Source organism: Streptomyces nidicola (assembly GCF_050106155.1).
GTDB lineage: Bacteria > Actinomycetota > Actinomycetes > Streptomycetales > Streptomycetaceae > Streptomyces.
This window is the reverse complement of the sequence record NZ_JBNBPI010000001.1, coordinates 8,626,096-8,649,081: the sequence shown is the minus strand read 5'-3', so window position 1 is coordinate 8,649,081 and position 22,986 is coordinate 8,626,096. Positions and strand designations below refer to the sequence as shown.

General features: G+C 71.3%; 16 protein-coding genes and 1 pseudogene. 11 read left to right on the top strand and 6 right to left on the bottom strand.

Annotation, left to right across the window (positions count from 1 at the left end):
- Window positions 1-5 precede the first annotated feature (5 nt).
- From ACOKM3_RS39035 to ACOKM3_RS39025, 3 genes and pseudogenes are all read right to left on the bottom strand, one after another.
- Window positions 6-1,442, bottom strand: a pseudogene (locus ACOKM3_RS39035) (sugar porter family MFS transporter); the annotation flags it as partial.
- Complete coding sequence (locus ACOKM3_RS39030; protein ID WP_426906022.1) at window positions 1,432-2,430, bottom strand: zinc-dependent alcohol dehydrogenase family protein; 999 nt, start codon at window positions 2,428-2,430, stop codon at window positions 1,432-1,434. The gene ACOKM3_RS39030 and the pseudogene ACOKM3_RS39035, both read right to left, overlap by 11 nt.
- Before the next feature lie 100 nt (window positions 2,431-2,530).
- Complete coding sequence (locus ACOKM3_RS39025; RefSeq protein WP_426906021.1) at window positions 2,531-3,292, bottom strand: DeoR/GlpR family DNA-binding transcription regulator; 762 nt, start codon at window positions 3,290-3,292, stop codon at window positions 2,531-2,533.
- A 322-nt stretch (window positions 3,293-3,614) separates the two neighbouring features.
- Between ACOKM3_RS39025 and ACOKM3_RS39020 the strand changes: the two genes are divergently transcribed.
- The 4 genes from ACOKM3_RS39020 (at window position 3,615) to ACOKM3_RS39005 (ending at window position 8,293) form a co-directional block, all read left to right on the top strand.
- Window positions 3,615-4,376, top strand: coding sequence for a GntR family transcriptional regulator (locus ACOKM3_RS39020; RefSeq protein WP_426906020.1), 762 nt, complete (start codon window positions 3,615-3,617; stop codon window positions 4,374-4,376).
- A 31-nt stretch (window positions 4,377-4,407) separates the two neighbouring features.
- Window positions 4,408-5,550: an N-methyl-L-tryptophan oxidase gene (gene solA / locus ACOKM3_RS39015; RefSeq protein WP_426906019.1), complete on the top strand. Its 1,143-nt coding sequence runs from the start codon at window positions 4,408-4,410 to the stop codon at window positions 5,548-5,550.
- A 95-nt stretch (window positions 5,551-5,645) separates the two neighbouring features.
- Window positions 5,646-7,106 carry a sodium:solute symporter family protein gene (locus ACOKM3_RS39010; protein WP_426906018.1) on the top strand — a complete coding sequence of 487 codons (1,461 nt, stop codon included), beginning with the start codon at window positions 5,646-5,648 and terminating at the stop codon, window positions 7,104-7,106.
- A complete protein-coding gene (locus ACOKM3_RS39005) occupies window positions 7,103-8,293 on the top strand; it encodes an NAD(P)/FAD-dependent oxidoreductase (RefSeq protein ID WP_426906017.1) in 1,191 nt (396 codons plus the stop codon). The genes ACOKM3_RS39010 and ACOKM3_RS39005 overlap by 4 nt, the downstream gene beginning before the upstream one ends.
- A gap of 47 nt (window positions 8,294-8,340) precedes the next feature.
- On the opposite strand, the gene ACOKM3_RS39000 is transcribed toward ACOKM3_RS39005, so the two are convergent.
- Complete coding sequence (locus tag ACOKM3_RS39000) at window positions 8,341-9,525, bottom strand: 4-hydroxybenzoate 3-monooxygenase (protein ID WP_426906016.1); 1,185 nt, start codon at window positions 9,523-9,525, stop codon at window positions 8,341-8,343.
- A 249-nt stretch (window positions 9,526-9,774) separates the two neighbouring features.
- On the opposite strand from ACOKM3_RS39000, the gene ACOKM3_RS38995 reads away from it, so the two are divergent.
- The 7 genes from ACOKM3_RS38995 to ACOKM3_RS38965 all read left to right on the top strand — a co-directional run bounded on the left by ACOKM3_RS38995 (window position 9,775) and on the right by ACOKM3_RS38965 (window position 19,169).
- Window positions 9,775-10,893: an NADH:flavin oxidoreductase gene (locus tag ACOKM3_RS38995; RefSeq protein WP_426906015.1), complete on the top strand. Its 1,119-nt coding sequence runs from the start codon at window positions 9,775-9,777 to the stop codon at window positions 10,891-10,893.
- Between the two features lie 195 nt (window positions 10,894-11,088).
- Complete coding sequence (locus ACOKM3_RS38990; protein ID WP_426906014.1) at window positions 11,089-12,189, top strand: carbohydrate kinase family protein; 1,101 nt, start codon at window positions 11,089-11,091, stop codon at window positions 12,187-12,189.
- A gap of 19 nt (window positions 12,190-12,208) precedes the next feature.
- Window positions 12,209-13,621, top strand: a complete 1,413-nt coding sequence (locus ACOKM3_RS38985; RefSeq protein WP_426906013.1) for an extracellular solute-binding protein — start codon at window positions 12,209-12,211, stop codon at window positions 13,619-13,621.
- Window positions 13,618-14,517: a carbohydrate ABC transporter permease gene (locus ACOKM3_RS38980; protein ID WP_426906012.1), complete on the top strand. Its 900-nt coding sequence runs from the start codon at window positions 13,618-13,620 to the stop codon at window positions 14,515-14,517. The genes ACOKM3_RS38985 and ACOKM3_RS38980 overlap by 4 nt, the downstream gene beginning before the upstream one ends.
- Window positions 14,514-15,335: a carbohydrate ABC transporter permease gene (locus ACOKM3_RS38975; protein ID WP_426906011.1), complete on the top strand. Its 822-nt coding sequence runs from the start codon at window positions 14,514-14,516 to the stop codon at window positions 15,333-15,335. The genes ACOKM3_RS38980 and ACOKM3_RS38975 overlap by 4 nt, the downstream gene beginning before the upstream one ends.
- 9 nt (window positions 15,336-15,344) lie before the next feature.
- Complete coding sequence (locus ACOKM3_RS38970; RefSeq protein ID WP_426906010.1) at window positions 15,345-16,484, top strand: helix-turn-helix domain-containing protein; 1,140 nt, start codon at window positions 15,345-15,347, stop codon at window positions 16,482-16,484.
- 84 nt (window positions 16,485-16,568) lie between these two features.
- Complete coding sequence (locus ACOKM3_RS38965) at window positions 16,569-19,169, top strand: flavin-containing monooxygenase (protein ID WP_426906009.1); 2,601 nt, start codon at window positions 16,569-16,571, stop codon at window positions 19,167-19,169.
- A 94-nt stretch (window positions 19,170-19,263) separates the two neighbouring features.
- Here ACOKM3_RS38965 and ACOKM3_RS38960 read toward each other — a convergent pair whose 3' ends face one another.
- Together ACOKM3_RS38960 and ACOKM3_RS38955 are read right to left on the bottom strand one after the other, a co-directional pair.
- A complete protein-coding gene (locus tag ACOKM3_RS38960) occupies window positions 19,264-21,687 on the bottom strand; it encodes a glycoside hydrolase family 2 protein (protein WP_426906008.1) in 2,424 nt (807 codons plus the stop codon).
- Between the two features lie 14 nt (window positions 21,688-21,701).
- The gene (locus ACOKM3_RS38955; protein ID WP_426906007.1) at window positions 21,702-22,976 is read right to left on the bottom strand and encodes an alpha-L-fucosidase; all 1,275 of its coding nucleotides are present in this window, start codon (window positions 22,974-22,976) and stop codon (window positions 21,702-21,704) included.
- Between the last annotated feature and the right edge of the window lie 10 nt (window positions 22,977-22,986).

Here is a 22,986-nt window from a genome sequence, read left to right as displayed (position 1 = left end):
GGCCATTACCGGTCGACCGCAACGGCGGCCGTCCGGCGGGGCTGCGCGCCCCCGAGCAGATCCTGCTCGATCTCCTCCAGGCTGCGCCCCTTGGTCTCGGGCAGCATCCTCCTGACGAAGACGTACGCGAGGAGCGTCATCAGCGTGAAGAAGAGGAAGTTGAGTCCGGCGCCCACCGCCTTCAGCAGCGAGGGGAACACGAGCGCGACGGCCATGTTGAACAGCCAGTTGAACGTCACGCACAGGCTGACGGCGCCCGCGCGGATGCGCAGCGGGAACAGCTCGGGCAGCATCACCCACTGCACGGGGCCCCAGGAGACAGCGAACGACGCGATGTAGAGGGCGATGCCGGTCAGGGTGAGCGCCGACAGGAGGGCTCCGTAGCCGAGGCCTGACAGGTTGGTGAGGGCGAGCAGGGCCATCGCCGCGCACATGCCGAGCGCTCCCCACAGCAGCAGCGGCCTGCGCCCGCGGCGGTCGATGAGCTTCATCGCGGGCAGTGTCATCAGCATGTTGAGGGCGCCGACGCCCATCGTCGCGACGATGGCTCCGCTGTCGCCGAAGCCGATGTCGGTGAGGAGGGTGGGGGCGTAGTAGATGATCGTGTTGATGCCGACGAAGTTCTGGAAGAAGACCAGCAGCATGCCGACGGCGAAGGTGCGGCGCAGCTTCGGGGAGAGCAGGTCGGCCAGGCGCAGGCTCTCGGTCTCGGCGCGCTCGCTGCGTACCGTCCGCTCGATCTCGCCCAGTTCGTCGCGCGCCGCGCTCTCGTCGCCGCGCAGCCGGTCGAGGACCCGGTGGGCCTCTTCGTGGCGGCCCCGGCCGACCAGCCAGCGCGGGCTCTCCGGCTGGAACAGGATGCCGAGGGCGAGGATCGCGGCGGGGACGACGCCGATGCCGATCATCCAGCGCCAGGCGCCGCTGTCGTGCAGCAGGTAGTCGGTGACGTACGCGAGGAAGATGCCGACGGTGACGAGGAGTTGCATCAGCGAGGTGAGTCCGCCGCGCAGGTGCTTGGGTGCCAGCTCGGTCAGGTACAGCGGTACGACGACGGAGGCGATGCCGACGCCGACGCCCATCACGAAACGGAACGCGACCAGTGTCCACGCGCCGGGCGCGAGAGCGCAGCCGAGCGTGCCGACGATGAAGACCGCGGAGGACGCGAGGATCGAGCGGCGCCGCCCCCAGCCGTCGCCGAGTCGGCCGCCGGCCCCGGCGCCCAGCATCGCGCCGACGAGCAGGGCGCTGACGACGGTCCCCTCCATCAGCGAGCTGAGCTCGATGTCCTTGCGGATGAACAGCAGGGCGCCGGAGATGACCCCGGTGTCGTAACCCCAGAGGATGCCGCCGAGGGCACCGAAGACCCAGATCATCGCGTTCTGCACGGTCCTGGACACGTTCCTTCTCCCTGTCTCTGCCTCTGTCTCTGTCTCAGCGCCCGGCCGGAGCGATGTGAATCTTGCGGCTGGTTCCTGCGCGGAACGCGGCGACGGCGCTGTCGAAGTCCTCGAGCGGGAACACGTCGCTGACGAGCGGGTCGAGGTCGAGTCCCGAGGAGAGCAGGTCGATGGCGGCCGGGAAGCTGTGGTGCACGGCCATCGAACCGATGATGTCGATCTCGGAGTTGTAGATGCGGAACGGGGAGATCGCCGCCGTCCGCGCCGGGTCGGCGACCCCGAACTGCAGGAAGGTGCCGCCCTTGCGCACCCGGCCGATGCCGTCCTCGATCGCCGCGACGACTCCGGTCGCGTCGGTGACCACTTCGAATCCCTCGGGCCTGGCCAGGGCGTCCGCGCTGGTCGCCACGGAGTCGGCGGCGAACTCCTTGGCGAAGGCGAGGCGTTCCTCGTTGGGGTCGACGATGGAGACGGAGGCCGCGCCCGCGTGCTTGACCAGCGCGGCCATCATCAGGCCCATCGTCCCGGCGCCGTAGACGAGATGGTGCTCGGCGGGACGCCGCGGCAGCCGGTTGAGGCCGTGCACCGCGCACGACAGGGGCTCGATCAGGCCCGCGGCAGCGGCGGACATCGACTCGGGGATGACGTACGCGCAGGCCGCGGGCACCGCCACGAGTTCGGCGAAGCCGCCGTCCCTGGTGACACCGACGGCGCTGTACGCGTCGCACAGATTGCCGCGGCCGATACGGCAGTAGTGGCAGGCGCCGCACGGCATGTTGGGGTCGACGGCGACGCGCGCCCCGACGGCCGGTGCGCGGACGCCCTCGCCGAGCGCGACGACCGTCCCGGTCAGCTCGTGCCCGGGGATCAGCGGGTAGCCCGCCATCGGCGTCTCACCGGCGAGGATGTGCATGTCGGTGCCGCACAGGCCGCACGAGTCGACGGAGACGACGATCTCGCCGGCGGCGGGAGCCGGGTCGGGCACCTCGCGGATCTCGGTCCTGCCGGGGGCTGTGACGACGACTGCGCGCATGGGGGGGCTCCTGATGGGAGAGGACTTCTGACGGGTTTCGGATCTTTTCGGGCACACGAAAGCCCGGTCCGGCGGGTGGTTCGAAAGGTGAGGGCGTGGCTCAGACGCGGATGACCTGCGGTCCGAGATAGGCGTAGCGCGCCGCCTCCGACGCGGACAGTCCGGTGTCGGTGACGATCGCCCCGAAGTCGGCCACCTCGGCGAATCTGCTGAAGCTCACCGACCCGAACTTGGTGTGCACCCCGGCGAAGACCCGGCGCCGGGCGCTGCGCACGATCTGTGCCTTGAGCTCGCCGACGACGGGGTCGGGGGTGGTCAGGCCGTGCTCGCGGGAGATGCCGTTGGCGCCGACGTACGCCAGATCGATCACGAACGTCGAGAGCATCCGCACGGCCCAGTGTCCGATGGTGGCCATCGTGCCGCCCCTGACCTGGCCGCCGAGCAGCAGCACCGAGGTCCGGTCCCGGTCGGCGAGGACCGAGGCGACGCCGAGCGAGGCCGTGACGACGGTGAGGTCACGGTCGCGGGGCAGGGCCTCGGCGATGAGCCGCGGGGTGAACCCCTCGTCCACGAAGACGGTCTCGGCCCCGTCGAGCAGGTCCACTGCCGCGGCCGCGATCCGGGACTTCTGGGGGACGTGCTGGGTGCGCCGGACGTCCAGGGTGGTCTCGTACCCGGCGCTCTCCACCGGATACGCGCCTCCATGGGTGCGCCGCACGAGCCCGTGCTCCTCGAGCACGCCCAGGTCACGCCGGACGGTCTCCTTGGACACGGCGAGCTCGGCGGCCAGCGTGGGGACCTCCACGGATCCGGCGCGGCGCGCCAGCTCCACCATCCGCCGTCGACGTTCCTCGGCGTTCACACCGCACCTCTCCCTTGAGGTCTTTCCTGCGCACCGCGCGTCGTGCCACGCGCACCGCACTCGTTCCGCGGTGCCCGTTCGGGCCCGCGCACCGATTGAAACAGGGAGCGTGCCGCCACGACCAGCGTGGACGGGCCACGGGCGGTGACCGTTTCTGCCCGTTTACCGGCGGGCGTGCCGCCGGACAGGGCGCACCCGGGGGGCCGCGGCGCCCGTCTTCGGGCACCGGCCGACCGTTTCACGCCCGAGAATGACCCGTGAACGGAGATCACCTCACTCCGCACTATTGACCGGTCAATTGGCGAATGGTTGGATCAAATCAATGGGCATTCCCAAGTATCAACTGATCCGGGCCGACATCGAGGCCCGGATCACCTCGGGTGAATGGCAGCCCGGCGCCCGCGTACCGACGGAGGCCGAGCTGCGCGAGGAGTACGGGGTGAGCCGCGCCACCGCGCAGCGCACCCTGCACGAACTCGCCCAGGCAGGCCTGGTGGTCCGCTACCGGCGGCGCGGCACGTTCGTCGCCGAAGGGGCCCGCCAGGAGAATCTGCTGCGCTTCACCGACGTGCGGCAGACCGGGCCCGAGGTACCGGGTCCGCACATCGTCCAGTCCGCCAAGGTTGTCCCGGCGGGTGACGCCGGCGTCGCCCTGCCAGGAGTGCCCGACACCGAACCCGTCAACGAGCTGCGGCGCGTCAAGTACAGCGAGGACGGCCAACCGCTCGCCGTCGAACTGTCCGCCGTCCCCTTCTCCCTCGCACCGCACCTGCTGAGCGAGGACCTTGAACAGCTGACCGTCCTGCACTACTTCCACCGCACCGGCATCCCCGTCAGCACCTCACGGATGTACGTCGAGGCCCAGGTCCTGGACGAGACGACCGCGGCCCTGCTGGAGACCGCGCCAGGCGAGGCCGTCCTGCGGCTGCGACGTCTCACACGGCTGACCGACGGCGGGCTCGCGGAGGCCATGTGGCACATCATGCGCCCGGGACTCACCGAGTTCTTCGTCGAGCAGTCGGTCCTGGATGTGCCGGAGGCGCCGGAGGTGTCACAAGCTCCGGAGGTGCCGGGCGGGTCCTGAACCCTTCTCGTACTCGCTGGAAGGAACCCCCATGCCCACTCCCCCGCTGCGCGTCGCCGTCGTCGGCACGGGTGTCATCGGCGCCATGACGGCCTGGCACCTCGCCGCCCGAGGTGCCGAGGTGCTCGCCCTCGACGCGTACGCCCCCGGCCACGACCGCGGTGCCTCCGCCGGCGAGTCCCGGATCTTCCGCACCGCGTACAAGGAGGGCGCCTCCTACGTTCCGCTGCTGCGCCGCTCGTACGAACTGTGGCGCCGCCTGGAAAGCGAGGCCGGCCGCGAGCTGCTCACCCTCTGCGGCGGGCTGACGCTCGGCCCGCCCGACCACGCCGATCTGCGCGCCGTTCAGGGCAGCGCAGCCGAACACGGCCTGGACATCGAGGTGTTGGGTGCCGCCGAGGCCGCTCGGCGCTTCCCGCAGCACCGGCTCGACGACGACGAGATCGCCGTCCTCGACCCGGGCGCCGGGGTACTGCGTCCCGAGCCCGCCGTGCAGTCCGCGCTCGCCCGTGCGCAGGAGCTGGGCGCCCAACTGCTGCCGTACCACCGGGTGGAGGGGCTCGACGAACGCCCCGGCGGCGGCTGGCACATCCGCACCCGGCAGGGCACGTACGACGTCGATCACGTCGTGCTGAGCCCCGGCCCCTGGTCCGGCTCGTTCGCCCGGCTCGCGGGGCTTCCGTTGCAGGGGCGGCGCATCACGGCCGCTTGGTTCGCCGCCAAGGACGTCGCCGCACACCGCCCCGACCGGCTGCCCATCGCCATCCGGCGCCACCACGAGGCGGGCTTCTCCTGCTTCCCCGTGCTCGACGGAACCGCCGTCAAGATCGTGCCGCACCACCTGCCCTGGCACGACACGGACGCACCCGAGGACCTGCCCCGCAGCGCGGACGCCGAATTCGCGCAGGCCGCGTCCGCCGCCGTGGCCCGGCTGCTGCCCGGCCTCGTCCCGCACCCCGTACGGATCGGTGTGTACGCCGAGGCGTTCAGCGCCGACGACCACGCCCTGGTCGGCCCGCTGCCCGGCGCCCGCGACGCCACGCTGCTCGCCGGGTTCTCCGGTCACGGCTTCAAACTCGCCCCCGTTTTCGGGGAGATCGCCGCATCCCTGGTCCTGGATGGGAAGTCGCCGCACGACATCTCGTTCCTCGACCCGGCGCGCTTCACGGGCTGACACCCACCACTCCCCCGCACACACCACATCCCCGCACCCGCACGGCACCGCACACCCTCCTGGCTCTCCCCTGCCCTCCCGAGGAGCGTGACCCCTTGCCGCACCACTCCACCGCCCAAATAGCCGCGATCGTCGTCGCGGGCCTGGTCATCATCGCCGCCGGGGCACTGCTCTCGGTGTACTTCGGGCGCCGCGCGAAGAACTCCGCCGACTGGCTCTCCGCGCCCGAGTCACTGCCCCTCATCGTCGTCGTCATCACCCAGTTCGCGACCGCGGCGGGCGGCGGCGTGCTGATCGCCCACGTCGGCATCGCGTACGCCTCGGGCTGGTCGGTCTTCGCGTACGAACTCTGCGTCGTGCTGGGCTTCTTCGGTCTCGCCCTGACCGCGCGCTGGCTGCGCGACCAGGGCTTCGGCACCGTCCCCGACGTCGTCACCCGGCTGTTCGGGCGCAGCCGGGTCGTCGTCGCGCTCGCCGGGGTGTGCGCGCTGGTCGTGCCGTTCGGCTGGCTGGCCACCCAATTCGTCGCGTTCTCCCAGCTGTTCGGGCAGCTGACCGGGCTCTCGCCGAGCCTGCTGATCGCCGTCATCGCCGCCGGTTCGCTGCTGTTCGTGCTGCCCGGCGGGCTGACATCGGTGGCCTGGACGGACTTCGTCTTCGGTATCTTCAAGATCGTGATGTCGCTCGTGGTCGCCGCCTACGCCGTGCATCTCGCGGGCGGTTGGAGCGGCATCACGACACATGTGCCCGAGCGGCTGTGGCAGCCCTCGGGCCTGTTCGCCGCCGGAGGCGACCAGGTGTGGCTGTGGGTGGCCGCGATCCTGCCCGGCACCCTCACCAACCAGCTCTACTACCAGCGCATCTTCGCCACGAAGAACGTCTCCGACGCCCGCCGCGGCATCGTCCTCAGCGGGCTCACCATCCTGGTCGGCGGTGTCTACGCGGCGGCCATCGGCCTCTCGGTCCGCGCCCAGCACCCCGGCCTGAGCAACCCGGAGGAGGCCGCCGGCTGGCTGATCACGCAGCTGCCGCCGCTCCTCCTCGTCACCTACGGCGCGTTCCTCGTTGCCACCATCGTCTCGACGTCCGGCAGCGCGCTCCAGTCGGTCGTCACCAGCCTGGTGCGCGACCTGTACAGCAGCGTCGTGGGCGGGCGGCGCACCGACCGCCGCATGGTGACACTCTCCCGGCTCTGTACGGTCGTGGTCACCGCCATCGCCGCCGTGCTCGCCATCTCCTTCCCGACCGCGCTCACTTGGCTGGTCGCCACCTACGCGTACTCGGCCGCCGCGCTCGCCGCGCCGCTCTTCCTCGGCTACGCGCTGCGCCGCAGGTTCCGGCTGACACCTGCCGCCGCCCTCGCCGCGATGCTCGCGGGCCTCGCGGGCTGCGGTGCGGCCCAGATCGCCGACACCGTCGTGCCGTACGCGGTGTACGGCATCGCCGCCTCCACCGTCGTCCTGCTCGGCTGCGCCCTGGCCTCGGGCCGCCCGTCGGCCCCCGTGCCCGCCCAGTCCTCCCCCGTCCCCGCACCGGAAGGAAGCACCTCCGTATGACCGCCCCCACCCCCCGCATCGCCGTCATCGGCGCCGGAGTCCTCGGCACCGCGACCGCCCGCGCCCTCGCCCTGCGCGGCGCCGCGGTCACCGTCTTCGAGCGCACCGGATTCGCCGCCGGAACGACCGGCACCACGTTCGCCTGGGTCAACTCCCATGCCAAGAACCCGATTTCGTACCACGAGCTGAACGTGGCGGGTGTCGCAGAGCACCATGCGCTGCGGGAGGCGGGCGGCCCGGCGCCGGACTGGTTCTTCCCGGCCGGGAACCTGGAGTGGGCGGCCGACGAGGTGGGCGACGGACGCCTCGCGGAAGCCCTCGAACTCCTGGAGGGCCGCGACTACCCCTGGCGGTGGCTGAAGCCGTTCCAGGCCCGCGAACTCGTGCCGGACCTGCGCATCCCCGACGACGTGCGGCGCATCGCGTACTTCCCCGAGGAGGGCTACGTGCTGCCGCACCCGCTCGTCGCCCGCCTGTGGGGCGAGGCCCGCGACCACGGCGCCGAGCTGCGCTGCCCGGCCGACGTGACCGGCATCGACGAACGCGCCTCCGACGTGCGGATCGAACTGGCCGACGGCACCAGCGAGACCTTCGACTTCGTCGTCAGCGCGACGGGGCGGTGGAGCGAGCGGACCGCGGCGCTGACCGGGGTGTCACTGCCCATGGCCGACACGGCCGAGCCCGGCTCCGCCACGGTCGGCCTCCTCGGCTACACCTCCCCGACGGCGGCGCGCCTCGACGCGGTGCTCACCACGCCACGCCTCAACGTCCGCCCCGACGGTGGCGGACGGCTCGTCGTCCAGGGCCTCGACCTGGACAAGGACGCCGACCCGGCCGCGCCGCCGCCGGTGGACGGCCCGCACGCCGCCCAACTCCTCGCCCGGCTGGCCGACTTGCTGCACGGAACGCGCGGCGCACGCCTCGAATCGTTCCGCGTGGGCCAACGCGCCCTTCCCGCGGACGGCCTCACGGTGGCGGGCCGACTGCGCCCGGACGGAAGGGTCTACGCGCTGGCGACGCACAGCGGCATCACGCTCGGGCCGCTGCTCGGACGCCTCGCGGCGGACGAGCTGCTGACCGGCGAACGGGACCCGCTCCTTGCCGACTTCGCGCCGGACCGGCTCACGGGCGCGGCGCCCGGCTCCTTCGGAGAGCTGGAGCGTCCGCGGTTCGCGGGCCAGCAGTGACCCGGGCCGCTCAGCGTCCGCGTGGCGCGGGCCGACAGTGACCCGGGCTACTCCGTGAGCGAGGGCCCCATGTACTGCTCCGCGAAGGACCGTACGTACGCGGGGTCGTCGCGCAGCCGCTGCCACCGGGCACGCCGCAGCCGTTCGCGGTAGGCGGCGTTCGGGGTGCCGGGCTCGTCGGCGTGCAGGAGTTCCAGCATGGTGTGGCTGAACTCCTGCACCTGCCATACGTCGGCCAGGCGCCGCCGGGAGTACGCGGCCAGCACCGCCTCCAGGGGCTCCTCCCCCTCGAAGTGACTCGGAAGGGACGCGGCGAGATCGGCGGCGTCGGCCACCGCGAGGTTCATGCCCTTGCCGCCGGAGGGCGGCACGATGTGTGCGGCGTCGCCGAGCAGCACGACGCGCCCGTGGTGCATGGGTTCGACGACCTTGGTGTGCATGTCGACGATGGCACGGTCCAGGACGGGGCCCTCGTCGAGCGTCCAGTCCGGCAGGTCGAGCCGCGTGTGCAGTTCCTTCCAGATCCGCTCGTCCGGCCACTGCTCGATGGTGTCCCCGGCGGGTATCTGGAGGTACATGCGGGTGACGTCGCGGGAGCGCAGCATGTGTCCCGCGAAGCCGTCGGGGTGCTGCGCGTAGACGGTGTGCCCGGCGGACGGCGGTGCCTCGACGAGCGCACCCAGGAGTCGGGCGTCGTGCGCGACGTCGTACCGGGTGAAGGCGAGCTCCGGCAGTGCGGCGCGGGTCGGCCCGTGCCAGCCGTCGGCGCCGGCGACGAGGTCCGCGCGGATCACGGTGCCGTCACCGCACACGACCCGCGGCGTCTCGTCCGCCACGACGTCGGTGACCGGGTTGCCGAGCAGCAGGGTGCCGCCCTCACCGACGTACGCGTCCAACAGGTCGGCCACGACGTCCTGTTGGGGGTACACATAGCTGGGCGCGTCGCCGCACCACGCCTCGTAGTCCACGGTGACCCGCTCGCCCTCGGCGTGGATCTCGCAGCGCGTGTGCGCGAGGCCCTCCGCCCGCAATCGGGTGGACAGGCCGTGCCGGTCGAGCAGTTGCACGGTCCGCCGTTCCAGGAACCCGGCCCGCGAACGCGCCAGCAACTGCTCCCGCGTGAACTTGTCGACCACCACACAGTCGACCCCACGCCGCCGCAACAACACACCGAGCGTCAGCCCGGCAGGACCGGCTCCGACAACCACCACACTCGTGTCCACCGCACGCACCAGCTCTCACTCCTTCTGCGAGGCCGGGAGGGGGGAGGCCGGCCCCGTCGCAGCACGGTACGGGAGTGATCAACGCGGCTGAGCGGCAGGTCACCCCACCTTCCGTGGCCGGGATCACACCGCGGCTCGGCCCGCTCATGGAATGCGCGCGGGAGGTGCGGCGGTTGCCACCGAAGATCGCCGTTTGTGCAGCGCCGCACAGCCGACCGATTCCGATATCCCCCATGCCCGTACTCCTGAGGAGCCCCCGTGGCCGACCCCACGTCCCGCGCCGCCGAGATACTCTCCCGCCCCGTCGCGCTGAACGGCCTGACCGTGCCGAACCGCATCGCGATGGCCCCCATGACCCGCATGTTCTCGCCGGACGGTATCCCCGGTGAAGATGTGCGCTCGTACTACGCGCGTCGGGCCGCCGCGGGCGTCGGCCTGATCATCACCGAGGGCACCTACGTGGGCCACGACTCGGCCGGTGACAGCGACCGGGTGCCGCGGTTCCACGGCGAGGAGCAGCTGGCCGGGTGGGCGAAGGTCGCCGAGGACGTGCACGCGGCGGGCGGCACGATCGTTCCGCAGCTGTGGCACATCGGCATGGTCCGCAAGGCGGGCCAGCCGCCCTTCGCCGAGGCTCCGCCCGTCGGCCCCTCCGGCATCCGCGTGGACGGCACCGAGGGCGAGGGCAAGGAGATGACGCAGTCCGACCTCGACGACGTCATCGGCGCCTTCGCGCAGGCCGCCGCGGACGCGGAGCGGATCGGTCTCGACGGTGTCGAGGTGCACGGCGCGCACGGCTATCTGCTGGACCAGTTCCTGTGGGCCGGCACCAACCGTCGTGGCGACGCCTACGGCGGTGACGCCGTGGCGCGTACGAAGTTCGCCGCCGAGGTCGTGGCCGCGATCCGCGAGCGTGTCTCCGCCGAGTTCCCGATCATCTTCCGCTACTCGCAGTGGAAGCAGGAGGCGTACAGCGCGCGGCTCGCCGAGACCCCGGAGGAGCTGGAGGCGATTCTCGCCCCGCTCTCGGCGGCCGGTGTCGATGTCTTCCACGCCTCCACCCGCCGTTACTGGCGTCCGGAGTTCGACGGCTCGGACCTGAACCTCGCGGGCTGGACCAAGAAGCTCACCGGGAAGCCGACCATCACCGTCGGCTCCGTCGGCCTCGACGGCGACTTCATCCGCGGCTTCGCGGGCGAGGGCTCCCCCGTCAAGGGCATCGACGACCTCCTCGACAGCCTGGAGCGCGACGAGTTCGACATGGTCGCGGTCGGCCGCGCCCTGCTCCAGGACCCGGACTGGGCGGCGAAGGTCCTCGCGGGCCGCTTCGACGAGCTGAAGCCGTACGACGCGGCGGCGCTGAAGACGCTGAGCTAGCAGCCGGCCCGCACCCGACGAAGGGGCGTTCGCCCTCCCGCCACACGGCCGGAGGGCGGACGCCCCTTCGTCATGCACACAGCCCGCGCCCGCGCAAAGGTGAGCAACTTCTTGCAACTGCCTGGCCGGAAGTGCATGGTATCGATCATCGTCGCGCTGTATCGGCCGACGTTCGCGAACAGGGAGGGTACGACGGTGAGTCCGAGCAGGGCGGTGTGCGACTGCATCGATCCGCTGGCGGGGGTGCGCGGCGCCGGCGATCCCGAACACGACGTGTTTCTCACGGGAACCGTCTTCATGGACCTTGTGTTCACCGGGCTCAACGGCGCCCCGCGCATCGGCACCGAGAACTGGGCCCGCGGCATGGGCTCAAGCCCCGGCGGCATCGCGAACATGGCCACCGCGCTCGCCCGCCTGGGCCTGCGCACCACGCTGGCGGCCACGTTCGGCACCGATCTGTACGGCGACTACTGCTGGGAGTCCCTCGCCGACGTCGAGCGCGTCGACCTCACCCACTCGCAGCGCCTCCCCGGCTGGCACTCGCCGCTGACGGTCTCCATGGCGTACGACGGCGAGCGCACCATGGTGACGCACGAACACCCGGCGCCCCCGCTGGAGCACACCGTGCCGCGCGCCCGCGCCGGCGTGGCCTCGCTCGAACCCGACCGTGAGGACGCCTGGCTGCGGCAGGCGCACGACCAGGGCGCCCGGATCTTCGCCGATGTCGGCTGGGACGAGTCGGGCCGCTGGGACACCGCGACGCTGACCGGGCTCCCGTACGCCCACGCCTTCCTTCCCAACGCCACCGAGGCGCTGCACTACACGCGCACCGACAACCCGCAGGATGCGGTGGCCAGGCTGGCCGACCTCGTGCCCATCGCCGTGGTCACCAAGGGGCCCGAGGGCGCCGTCGCCGTCGACTCGCTCACCGGGGAGCACGCCGACGTCCCGGGCCTGAGCGTGGAGGCACTCGACCCGACAGGCGCCGGGGACGTGTTCATGGCCGGATTCGTGACCGGCACCCTCGCCGGGTGGCCGCTCGCCGACCGCCTCGCCTTCGCCAACCTCACGGCCGCCCTGTCCGTGCAGCACTTCGGCGGTTCGCTGTCCGCGCCGGGCTGGGTCGAAGTGGCCGCCTGGTGGGGCGAGTTGACTGCGCGGGCCGCCAAGGCGGGTGACGCCGCCACCACGGAACTCGTGCGGCGCTACGGCTTCCTGGCCGATGTCGTGCCCGCCCGGCTGCACGAGGTGGCCCGCCACCGGGCGACACCCACTCTCGGCTTCCGGGCCGCGTAGGAGACACGGAGACACCACCATGAGCTCAAGATTCACGCGGCGGTCGGTGCTCGCGGCCGCCCTCGCCGTCGGCGCCGCGAGCTGCACACCGGGCACCGACGGTTCGGGCGCGGTGACCGGTGACACCGCGCCGGGTGGCGGGGGCGGCATACCCGATCCCAAGAAGGCCGGGAACGTGACGCTGCACGTGTGGGACCAGGAGGTCCGCGGCGGCACCAACGCCGAGATCGAGCAGCTCAACAAGGAGTTCCAGCACAAGTACCCGAACGTCACGATCAAGCGTGTCTCGCGGAGCTTCGACGACCTCAAGACGACGCTCAAGCTGGCCCTGTCCGGCAACAACCCGCCCGATGTCGTCCAGGCCAACCAGGGCTACCCGGACATGGTGGCGTTCGTCGAGGCGGGCCTGCTGACACCGCTCGACAACTACGCGGGCATCTACGAGTGGAACACCCGCTACCCGGCGACGCTCCTCAACCTCAACCGGGTCTCCGTGGCGGAGCCGGGCACGTCCCGCCGCTTCGGCACAGGACGCCTGTACGGGATCTCCCAGACCGGCGAGTTCGTGGGCCTCTACTACAACAAGAAGGTCCTGAAGGAGGCGGGCGTCCAACCCCCGCGCACCTGGGCGGAGTTCACCGACAGCCTCGCAAAGCTGAAGAAATCCGGAGAACTCCCGATCCAGTTCGGCAACCTCGACAAGTGGCCCGCGATCCACACCTTCGGCATGCTCCAGGACCAGCAGGGCGCCGAGCAGGCCCGCGACACGGTCCTCGGCCGCGGCGACGGCTTCGCCACGTCCCGTACGACGAAGGCGGCCACCACGCTGACCGACTGGCTGGACCGCGGCTACCTCCCCAAGGACGCCAACGGGCTCGGCTACGACGACGCCAACAAGAAGTTCATGGCCGGGCAGGGCGCGTACACGATCACCGGCACGTGGATGCTGGCCGACCTCAAGAAGCGACTCGGCGACGACCTCGGCATCATGCCCCCGCCACCCGCCACCGAGGGCGGCAAGCCCGCCACCACCGGCGGCCAGGGCCTGGCGTGGTCGGTCACCTCGCGCTCGGCGCACCCCGAGGTCGCGGCGGCGTACCTGGACTTCATCACCAACGAGCACGCGGCGGACGTGATGACGCGGAACGGCGTGCTGCCCGCGGTCCCCGGGAAGGCGGCGGACGCCCTCGACCCGAAGTCTCCCGACGGTCAAATGGTCGGCGGCTGGCGGCAGTTGACGTCGGCGGACGGACTGGTCCCGTACCTGGACTACGCGACGCCCACGTTCTACGACACGAGCTCGGCGGCCCTTCAGGACCTCATCGCGGGCAAGACCTCGCCGCGGAACTTCGCCCGCAAGCTCCAGTCCGACTACGCGCCGTTCATCAAGAAGCAGCAGGGCAAGGGCAGTTCGGGAGCGTCGGACTCGTGACAGGCAAACGCACATCCACGAGCCGGGCCCCCGGCCAGCCCCGCTCCATCGGCTACCTCTACGTCCTGCCCGCGCTGGCGGTCTACGGCCTGTTCCTCCTCTACCCCTTCGGCCAGGCGGTGGGCCTGTCCTTCCTCCACTGGGACGGCCTGACCCGAGCCACGTCCGCCGGCCTCGACAACTACACGGCCCTCTTCACGGACCCGACGCTTCGCGCCCCCTTCGGCCACGCACTCATCCTGCTGGTCTTCTACGCGGCGCTGCCCGTGGCCATCGGCCTGCTGCTCGCGGCGACGATGTCCCGCATCCGGGTCCGGGGCCTGACGTTCTTCCGTACGGTGCTGTTCCTGCCGCAGGTCCTGGCCATGGTCGTCGTCGGTGTGGCCTGGCGCTCGATCCTGGCGCCCGACGGCCTGCTCAACGATGTACTGCGGGGCGTGGGCCTCGACAGTCTGGCCCGCCCGTGGCTCGGCGACGACACGTGGGCGCTGCCCGCCGTGGGCGTGGTCGGCACCTGGGTCATGACCGGCCTCTGCATGGTCCTCTTCCTGGCCGGAGCGCAGCGCATCCCGCGCGAGCTGTACGAGGCGGCGCGGCTCGACGGAGCGGGCGCGGTACGCGAGTTCTTCGCGGTGACACTGCCCGGACTACGGGGCGAGATCTCCGTCGCCCTGACCCTCACGATCATCGCGGGCCTCCGCAATTTCGACCTGATCTACATCACCACGGGCGGCGGCCCCGGCAACACCACGTCCGTACCGGCCTACGAGGTGTACCACCGCGCCTTCGAACTGAACGAGGTCGGCTCGGCGGCCGCGATCGGCGTGGCACTCACCGTCCTCATCTTCGCCCTGACCGTCACGGTCTCCCGTCTCGTCGAAGGGCGCCGCGCATGACCTCGCGCATCGAACGCACGGCCACATACACGATCCTGGCACTCTTCGCGGTCCTGGCACTGACCCCGGTCATCGGCATCCTGTCGACCGCCTTCTCCTCCCCGGACGCGGTGGGCGGCGGCTTCGCCCTCCCGGACACCCTCCACTGGTCCAACTTCCAACAGGCGTGGCAGCGCGGCCACTTCGGCACGTACCTCGGGAACTCGGTCCTGGTGACGGTGGTCGTGGTGACGGCCTCGACGGTGCTGTCCATCCTGGCCGCGTACGCCTTCGGCACGATGCGCTTCCGCGGCTCGACGCTCCTCTTCTACCTGTTCGTCCTGGGCCTCACGCTCCCCCAGGAGGCACTGGTCGTCCCGCTCTACTTCGACCTCCGTTACTTCCACCTGACGGACACCTACTGGGCGCTGATCCTGCCCCAGACCGCGCAGTCCCTGGCCTTTGGCGTGTTCTGGATGCGCACGTACTTCATGAACAGCACCCGCTCGGTCATCGAGGCGGCACGCGTCGACGGCGCGAACACCTGGACCACACTCTGGCGCATCCTCGTCCCGATGGGCCGCCCGGCCATCACCACGCTCATCGTGATCACGTTCATGTGGACGTGGAACGAGTTCCTGATGGCCCTGGTCATGATCAGCGACGAGGCACTCAGAACGGTCCCCCTGGGCCTCGCCTTCTTCCAGGGCCAACAGAGCGCGGACACGACACTGCTGGCGGCGGCGTCGGTGCTGATCGCGTTGCCGGTGGTGGTCGTGTATGTGGCGTTGCAGCGGAAGTTCATCGAGGGGATGTTGAGTGGGGCGGTGAAGGAGTAGGAGGGCGCCGTGTCGCACACGTTCGACCCCTTCGACCTCGAAGCGGTCCTGCGGCTCGTCGACGAGCTGGCCGAGTCCGACGCGGACCTGGGTGTTCTTCTGGACCGCACCGCCGACGCCCTCGGACGCGCCGTCGGGATCCGTACCGTGCAGGGCGAAGTCCGCACGGCGAGTCCCGACGATCGTCCGGCCGACGGTGCGGAACAGGCCGCTCCCGACCGGGTGGTGACGCGCGAGCTGCCCGGCACCGGACACATCTGGATCGACACCTCCGGCCTCCCTTTGACCGAAGCCGAGACCACGCTGCTGCTGCGGCGGCTCGGAATCGCCGCGAAGGTCGCTCTCTTAGCGCAGGGCTCCCCTGCCCAGGAGGGTGACACCGCGCTGCGGTCGGTCGTCGATCCCACCGTCGACGCGGAGACCCGGGCCCGGACGTGGCTGCGTCTCGGGCTCAACGAGGCGTCGACGATCACGGTGTTCGCGCTGGCGGGGCCGCCCGGCGCGGCCGGGGCGTTCGTCGACGGGCTGCGGGGGCTCACGCCCGTCGTGCTCCACGCACCCATCGGCACCGTCGAGTTGGTGGTCGCGAAGGAGCTCGACCCCGGCGATGTTCCCGGTGTGCCGGTCGGGGCGCGTGCCGCGTTCGCCGGGCCCTGTCCCTCCGCGGACGCGCCACAGGCATGGCACCTGGCCAGGACCGCGCTGCGTTTCGCGCGGCCCAGCACGCGGGCGCGTGGGCCGTACGCCGTCGAGGAGGCGATGCTCGTGGACGCGGCCGGGCTCGGCGGGTACGCGCTGCTCGCCGAGACGTTGAGCGCCGAGCAGATCGCCCCCGTGCCCGATGTGCGGCAGCTCGGCCGGCTGGTCGACGATCACGGGGACGACATGCTGGTCTGCCTCGAAGCGGTCGCCGCCACCGACTCCGTCCGCAAGGCCGCCCGCCTGCTGCACCGGCACCACAACTCGGTCGCGTACCGGGTGGAGCGCGCCCAGCGCTACCTCGGCTTCAGCTTCACCGAACCGTACGGGCGCACCCGGCTCTTCCTCGCCCTGGTGCTGCGGCGGTTGCAGGAGTCCGGTGATCTGTACCGGGCGGATCCCACGGCGGGCGGGACAGATGGCTCGTCAACCGAGCCACCTGCCCAATGACGCGCGTCACACGTTCTGCCGATCCTGCTGGTGATCGGCCCAACCGAGCCCGGCCGTGTCGCCGGGGAGGGAGTGGTGACGCCCATGCAGCAGACCCGACAGGCCCAGCCGACCACTCAGTACGACGCCATCGTCATCGGTGCCGGTTTCGCCGGCATGTATCTCCTGCACCGGCTCCGCGACGATCTCGGCCTGCGGGTGCGGGTCTACGAGCGCGGTGGCGGCGTGGGCGGCACCTGGTACTGGAACCGGTATCCGGGCGCACGGTGCGACGTCGAGTCGATGTACTACTCGTACTCCTTCTCCGAGGAATTGCAGCAGGAGTGGGAGTGGACCGAGCGCTATCCGTCCCAGCCCGAGATCCTCCGCTACGCCGACCATGTCGCCGACCGCTTCGATCTGCGCGGGGACATCGAGTTCAACACCTCGGTACGGGGCGCCGATTACGACGCGGAGGCCGACACCTGGACCGTGACGCTGGAGGACGGGCGCCGGGTGACCGCGTCGTATCTCGTCACCGCCGTCGGCTGTCTGTCCGCCTCCCGCGTGCCGGACTTCGCCGGCCTCGACTCTTTCACCGGGCCCACGTTCCACACCGGCCGCTGGCCGCACGAAGGTGTCGACTTCAGTGGGCGGCACGTCGCCGTCATCGGCACGGGGTCCTCCGGCATCCAGGCCATCCCGGTGATCGCCGAGCAGGCCGCGCACGTCACCGTCTTCCAGCGCACCCCGAACTTCTCCGTCCCGGCGAACAACGGGCCGCTCGACCCCGACGAGCAGCGGCGCGTGAAGGCCGGCTACCGCGAGCTGCGCGCGGAGGCCCGAGCCTCGGCCTCCGGAGTCGTCGTGCCGCCGCCGCTCGGCAACGCGCTCGACCTCGACGCGGCCCGCCGCACCGCCGAACTCGACCGGCGCTGGGCCTTCGGCGGCACGACCTTCATGGGTGCCTTCGAGGACACCTCGATCGACGAGACCGCCAATCAGGTCTCCGCCGACTACGTACGCGACCGTATCCGCGCCATCGTCGACGACCCGGCCGTCGCCGAACTCCTCTGCCCGACGAACCACCCCATCGGCACCAAGCGGATCTGCGTCGACACCGGCTATTTCGAGACGTACAACCGGGACAACGTGACCCTGGTGAGTCTGGGCGACAAGGTGATCGAGCGCATCACACCCCACGGCCTCCGGGTCGGCGGCGTCGATCACACCGTCGACGCCATCGTCTTCGCCACCGGGTACGACGCCATGACCGGGCCGCTCGACGCGCTCGACATCCGCGGCCTCGACGGTGTCCCGTTGCGCGAGGAGTGGGCCGCCGGGCCGCGCACGTATCTCGGGGTCGCCTCGGCCGGCTTCCCGAACCTGTTCATGATCACCGCGCCGGGCAGTCCTTCCGTCCTCAGCAACATGATCGTCTCCATCGAGCAGCACGTGGACTGGATCACCGACGCGATCGGCCACGCGCGCCGCACCGGCGTCGTCCGGTTCGAGGCCGAGCGCGACGCCCAGGACAAGTGGGTCGACCACGTCAACGAGGCGGCGCAGGCGACCCTCTATCCGCGGGCCGCGTCCTGGTACATGGGCGCCAACGTCCCCGGGAAGCCCCGGATCTTCATGCCGTACGTCGGCGGGGTCGGCCCCTACCGGGACATCTGCGACGCGGTCGCCGAGGACGGCTATCGGGGCTTCGCCCTCACCCGTGCCGCGCCCACCGGTCCGGCGTCCGGCACCCGTCACCTGGTCGACCCCGAGATCGCTCCGATCCTGGACGTGTTCCCGCCGCTGCAACTGAGCCCGGAGACACTGCCGTTGGTCCGCGAGGTCCCCCGAGCGCCGGATGCGCCCGACCCGCAGGCGCTCTACCCGGACATCACCACAACCGAGCGGTGGGTACCGGGCTTCGAGGACGGCGAGCCCGAGGTGCGCGTCCTCCACTACGAGCCCAAGTCCCCCACCACGTCCGCCACTTCCGCACTCGTGTGGATCCACGGCGGCGGCTACGTACTCGGCGCCGCCGACGCCGACGAGATCCTGTGCCGCCGGATCGCCACCGAGACCGGCGTCCAGATCGTCTCGGTCGACTACCGGCTCGCGCCCGAGACCCGGGCGCCCGGGCAGGTGCACGACTGCTACGCCGCCCTGCGCTGGGTGCACGAGCAGGCCGCCGAACTCGGCGTCGACCGCGAACGCATCGTGATCGGGGGCGCGAGCGCCGGCGGCGGGCTCGCCGCGGCCCTCACGGTCCTGGCCCGCGACCGGGGCGAGATACCCGTCTCGTTCCAGCTCCTCATCTATCCGATGCTCGACGACCGCACCTCCAGCACGGTCGACGCCCACCCGCACGCGGGCGAGTTCATCTGGACCCCGGCCGACAACCGTTTCGGCTGGACGTCCCTGCTCGGCCGCGAGCCCGGCGGGCCCGACGTCTCCCCCTATGCCGCCGCGGCCCGCGTCGAATCCGTCGCGGGACTGCCACCCACCTACCTCAGCGTCGGCGCGCTCGACCTCTTCCTGGAGGAGGACGTCGCGTACGCCACGCGTCTGATCCGCGCCGGGGTACCGACCGAACTGCACGTGTATCCGGGGGCGTTCCACGCGTACGACATGGTGCCGGACGCACGGGTGACGCAGGCGTACTTCCGTGACTTCATCGGGGCGCTCGGGCGGCACGTGAACGGGTGAGGGTTCCGGCGGCACGGCGAAGGGGCAGCCGACGGCGTTCGTCGGCTGCCCCTTCGTGCGGAGAGATGGGAGCTCCTCAGGCGACGCAAGCGGCTCAGCTGTGGAAGAACCCGTTGCGCGTCCGCAGGGAGACCGCGTCCTCCCCGGGCAGCCTGGCGCCCTCCTGCTCCGGCCGCAGCACGACCGTCCCGCTCTCCCCCGGCAGCAGCGTGAGGAGCGCCGTGTCCGCGCGCATGCCGGGGGCCTCGACGATCACATCACCGAGCGCGGCTCCCGCCGTGAGGTGGACGAGCGCGTGGTCCGCCTTCCGCTCGACGGAGTACTTGACGTCGGGGGCGGGCCAGCGGACGCCGTCGTCGCGTACGAAGGCGTGGACGGCGCGGTCGGCTCCCTCGGTGTCCGCGACCACCAGTTCCTCGCGGCGGCGGCCCACCTGCGTGATCCGCGGGCCCACGGGGAGGGCGAGGACCGTGCGCGCGGGAACTATGAACTCCCCTTCCGTGCGGGCCACTTCGCCGTCCGTCACGTGAACGCGGTGGAGCGCCAGCTCACCCGTCCACGGCTCGTCCGTGTCGTTGACGAGGACGGCGCTGAGGCCCGCCTCCCTCGGCTGGAGCGTGACGAGGCGGTCGGCGAAGGCGCCGCGCACCGCGTACCAGGCGGGCTTGGGGCGGCCGCCGTGGTCGATCAGGGACCAGGACAGGGCGGGCCACACGTCGTTGAGCTGCCAGATCAGGGAGCCGGCCGTGCGCGGCCACCACGAGCGGTGGTGTTCGACGGCGGTGCGCAAGGCATGGGCCTGGTTGAGGCTGGTGGCCAGGTGCCAGCGGTCGGTGTCCGTGGCGATGTCGGCCGGGTCGGGGAAGCGGCCCTTCAAGCGGTCCACGAGGTGGCGCTCGCCGCCGGGTTGCTTCTGGTGCGCCAGGAGGGCCGGGTCGTCGGGCCGGTCGGGCAGCGCCCCGAGCGCCTCGGTCAGCGTGGCCCGGGTGGCCGGGGCCTGCCAGCCGAACTCGGCTGCGAAACGCGGAATCTGGTCCCGGTAGTGGGCGTAGTCGAGGAGGTTCCAGGTGTCCCAGAGGTGGGTCGGGCCGTCGCCGGGCACCTGCGGGTGGACGCCGGGCTCGCTCGCCACGGGGCTGTTCACGACGTACACGGCGCCGGGCGCGTGGGCCTCGACGGCGGCCGGGAGCAGCTCGCGGTAGTAGCCCTCGCCCCAGGTGCGGTCCCGGATCTGCGCGCGCCAGCCCCAGTCCTCGTGGCCGAGCAGGTTCTCGTTGGCGCCGTTCCAGACGACGACACTCGGGTGGGCTGCGAGGCGTCGGACGACGTCGTCGGCCTCGGCCACGACCTCCGAGCGCAGCGGCTCCTCCTCGGGGTAGGCGGCGCACGCGAACATGAAGTCCTGCCAGACCAGGACGCCGCGCTCGTCGCACGCCGCGTAGAAGGCCTCGTCCTCGTAGATGCCGCCGCCCCAGACGCGCAGGGTGTTCATGTTCGCCGCGCACGCCTGGTCGAGGCGTTCCTCGTACCGGGCGGGCGTCATGCGTGAGACGAAGAGGTCGTCGGGGATCCAGTTGGCGCCCTTGCAGAACACCGGGCGGCCGTTGACCCGCAGCGTGAACGCGCGGCCGTGCTCGTCGGGTGTCGTGTCGATGGCGATGTGCCGGAAACCGACGCGGTGGTGGGTCTCCTGGAGGGTCCTGCCGGTCGCGTCCAGCAGTCGTACGGTCGCTTCGTACCGGGTGGGCGCGCCATAGCCGCGCGGCCACCAGACGTCGGGGCTCGGGACATCAACAGCCAGCTTTTGGCGCCCTGTTGAGGTGATCAGGAAGCGCTCCGTACGCCCTGCGACGGAGACCTCGGCCTCGCACGCGCCGCCCTCCACGCCGAGACCCACGACGAGCGTCCCGCGCCGCAGGTCCTCGTCCAGGGTCGTCGTGACATCGACGTCCGCGCGGGCCGTGTCCCACACCTCAAGGCGTACGTCCCGCCAGATCCCCGCCGTGACGAGCGTCGGGCCCCAGTCCCAGCCGCCCTCGCAGGCCATCGTGCGCAGTTCGTTGTAGGGGTACGTCCAGTCGTACGGCAGCGGGTCGTCGCCGGCCGCGTCCATCATGGCCCGCGCGGAGGAGGCGAAGCGCACGGCCAGCTCGTTCGTCCCGGGCCGTACGGCGTCGGTCACGTCGAAGCGGTAACGGCGGTGCATGTTGTGGGTGTTGCCGATCTCAGTGCCGTTGACGAGGACCGTCGCGACCGTCTGGAGCCCGTCGAACACGAGGTGCACGCGGGAGCCATCAGACTGTGCGGCCAGGCCGAACTCTCTGCTGTACTCCCAGTCGGCGAGCCCCACCCACTGCGCCCCCGCCTCGTTCGTGCCGAGGAACGGGTCCGGGATGCCCCCGGCCCGCATCAGGTCGGTGTGTGCGCATCCCGGCACGACCGCCGGCACCTCGATGTCACCGTTACCACCGGTGTCACCACAGCTGCGCAGCGTCCAGCCCTCACCCGTCAGTTCCACGTTCCCGTGCCCTCTCATTCGTCCGGCCGATCCGTCGGCGCCCGGTATCCCTCGGGAACCCGCGGCAGCTCCCGCACTCCCGTCTCGAAGACCTCGACGGACTCCAACGCCGCCCCATCGCCCACGAGTTCGACGGTCAGCTCGGCGGCCGTCACCGGCTCGGTGAGGTGGATGCGCCCGACGCCCACGGTGAGCCCCTCGGCGAGGACGCGGTCGCCGGCCCGCACCACATGGCGCACGACGCGCTGCCCGTCGGTGAGGTCCTCGCGCAGCCGGATGTGGTCGAAGGCGACCGGGCCCCCGAAGGAGGCAGTCCAGGTGTCCCCGTGGGTCAGCTCGGCGGTCGCGGCCGGTGTCCCGAAGCGGCGCGCGACCTCCGCGCCGAACTCCGCCACCCGCGCGGCATCGGCGTCCGGGATCCGGCCGCGTGTGTCGGGCGGCAGGTTGAGCAGGAGGTTCGCGCCGAGGCCCACCGAGCGGTAGTGGATGGCGAGCAGGTGCTCCAGGGACTTCGGCTCGTCCTCCGGGTGCCAGAACCAGCCGCGCCTGATCGACACGTCGCACTCCGGCGGTAGGTACAGCGCCTCGGCGAACTCGGCGGTGACGACGGTGTAATTGCTCATCTGGGTGTGGTCGACGACGTACTCGACGGGGTCGGCAGCGAGCCCGTCCTCGTTGCCCACCCAGCGGATCGTCGGGTCACCCATGTTGAACACCATGGCGTCCGGCTGGTGCTCGCGGGCGACGGCCATGATGGCCGTCCAGTCGTACTCGTAGCCGTCCGAGCCCGCGCCGTCGAACCACAGCTCCATCAACGGCCCGTACCAGGTGCACAGTTCGCGGATCTGCTCGGTGTAGAGCTTGGTGTACGCGGTCGGGTCGGCGTACTCGGGCGCGTGCCGGTCCCACGGGGAGAGGTACACCCCGAAGCCGATCCCGGCCGCACGGCAGGCCGCCGCCAGTTCCCCGACGACATCGCCCTTCCCGTCCTTCCAGGGCGAGGAGGCGACGGAGTAGTCGGTGGTCCTCGTGGGCCACAGACAGAAGCCGTCGTGGTGTTTCGCGGTGATGATCGCGTAGCGGGCCCCGGCCGCGCGGGCGGTCTCGACCCACTGCTCGGCGTCGAGGTCGGTGGGGTCGAAGGACGACGCCGGGAGGGTGCCGTCGCTCCACTCCTGGCCGTGGAAGGTGTTGATGCCGAAGTGAAAGAAGGCGCCGGTGCCGCTGCGCTGCCAGGCGAGTTGGTGAGGTGTCGGAGCGATCGAGGCGATGGGGGCGTCGGATTGCAACGCGGGTCCT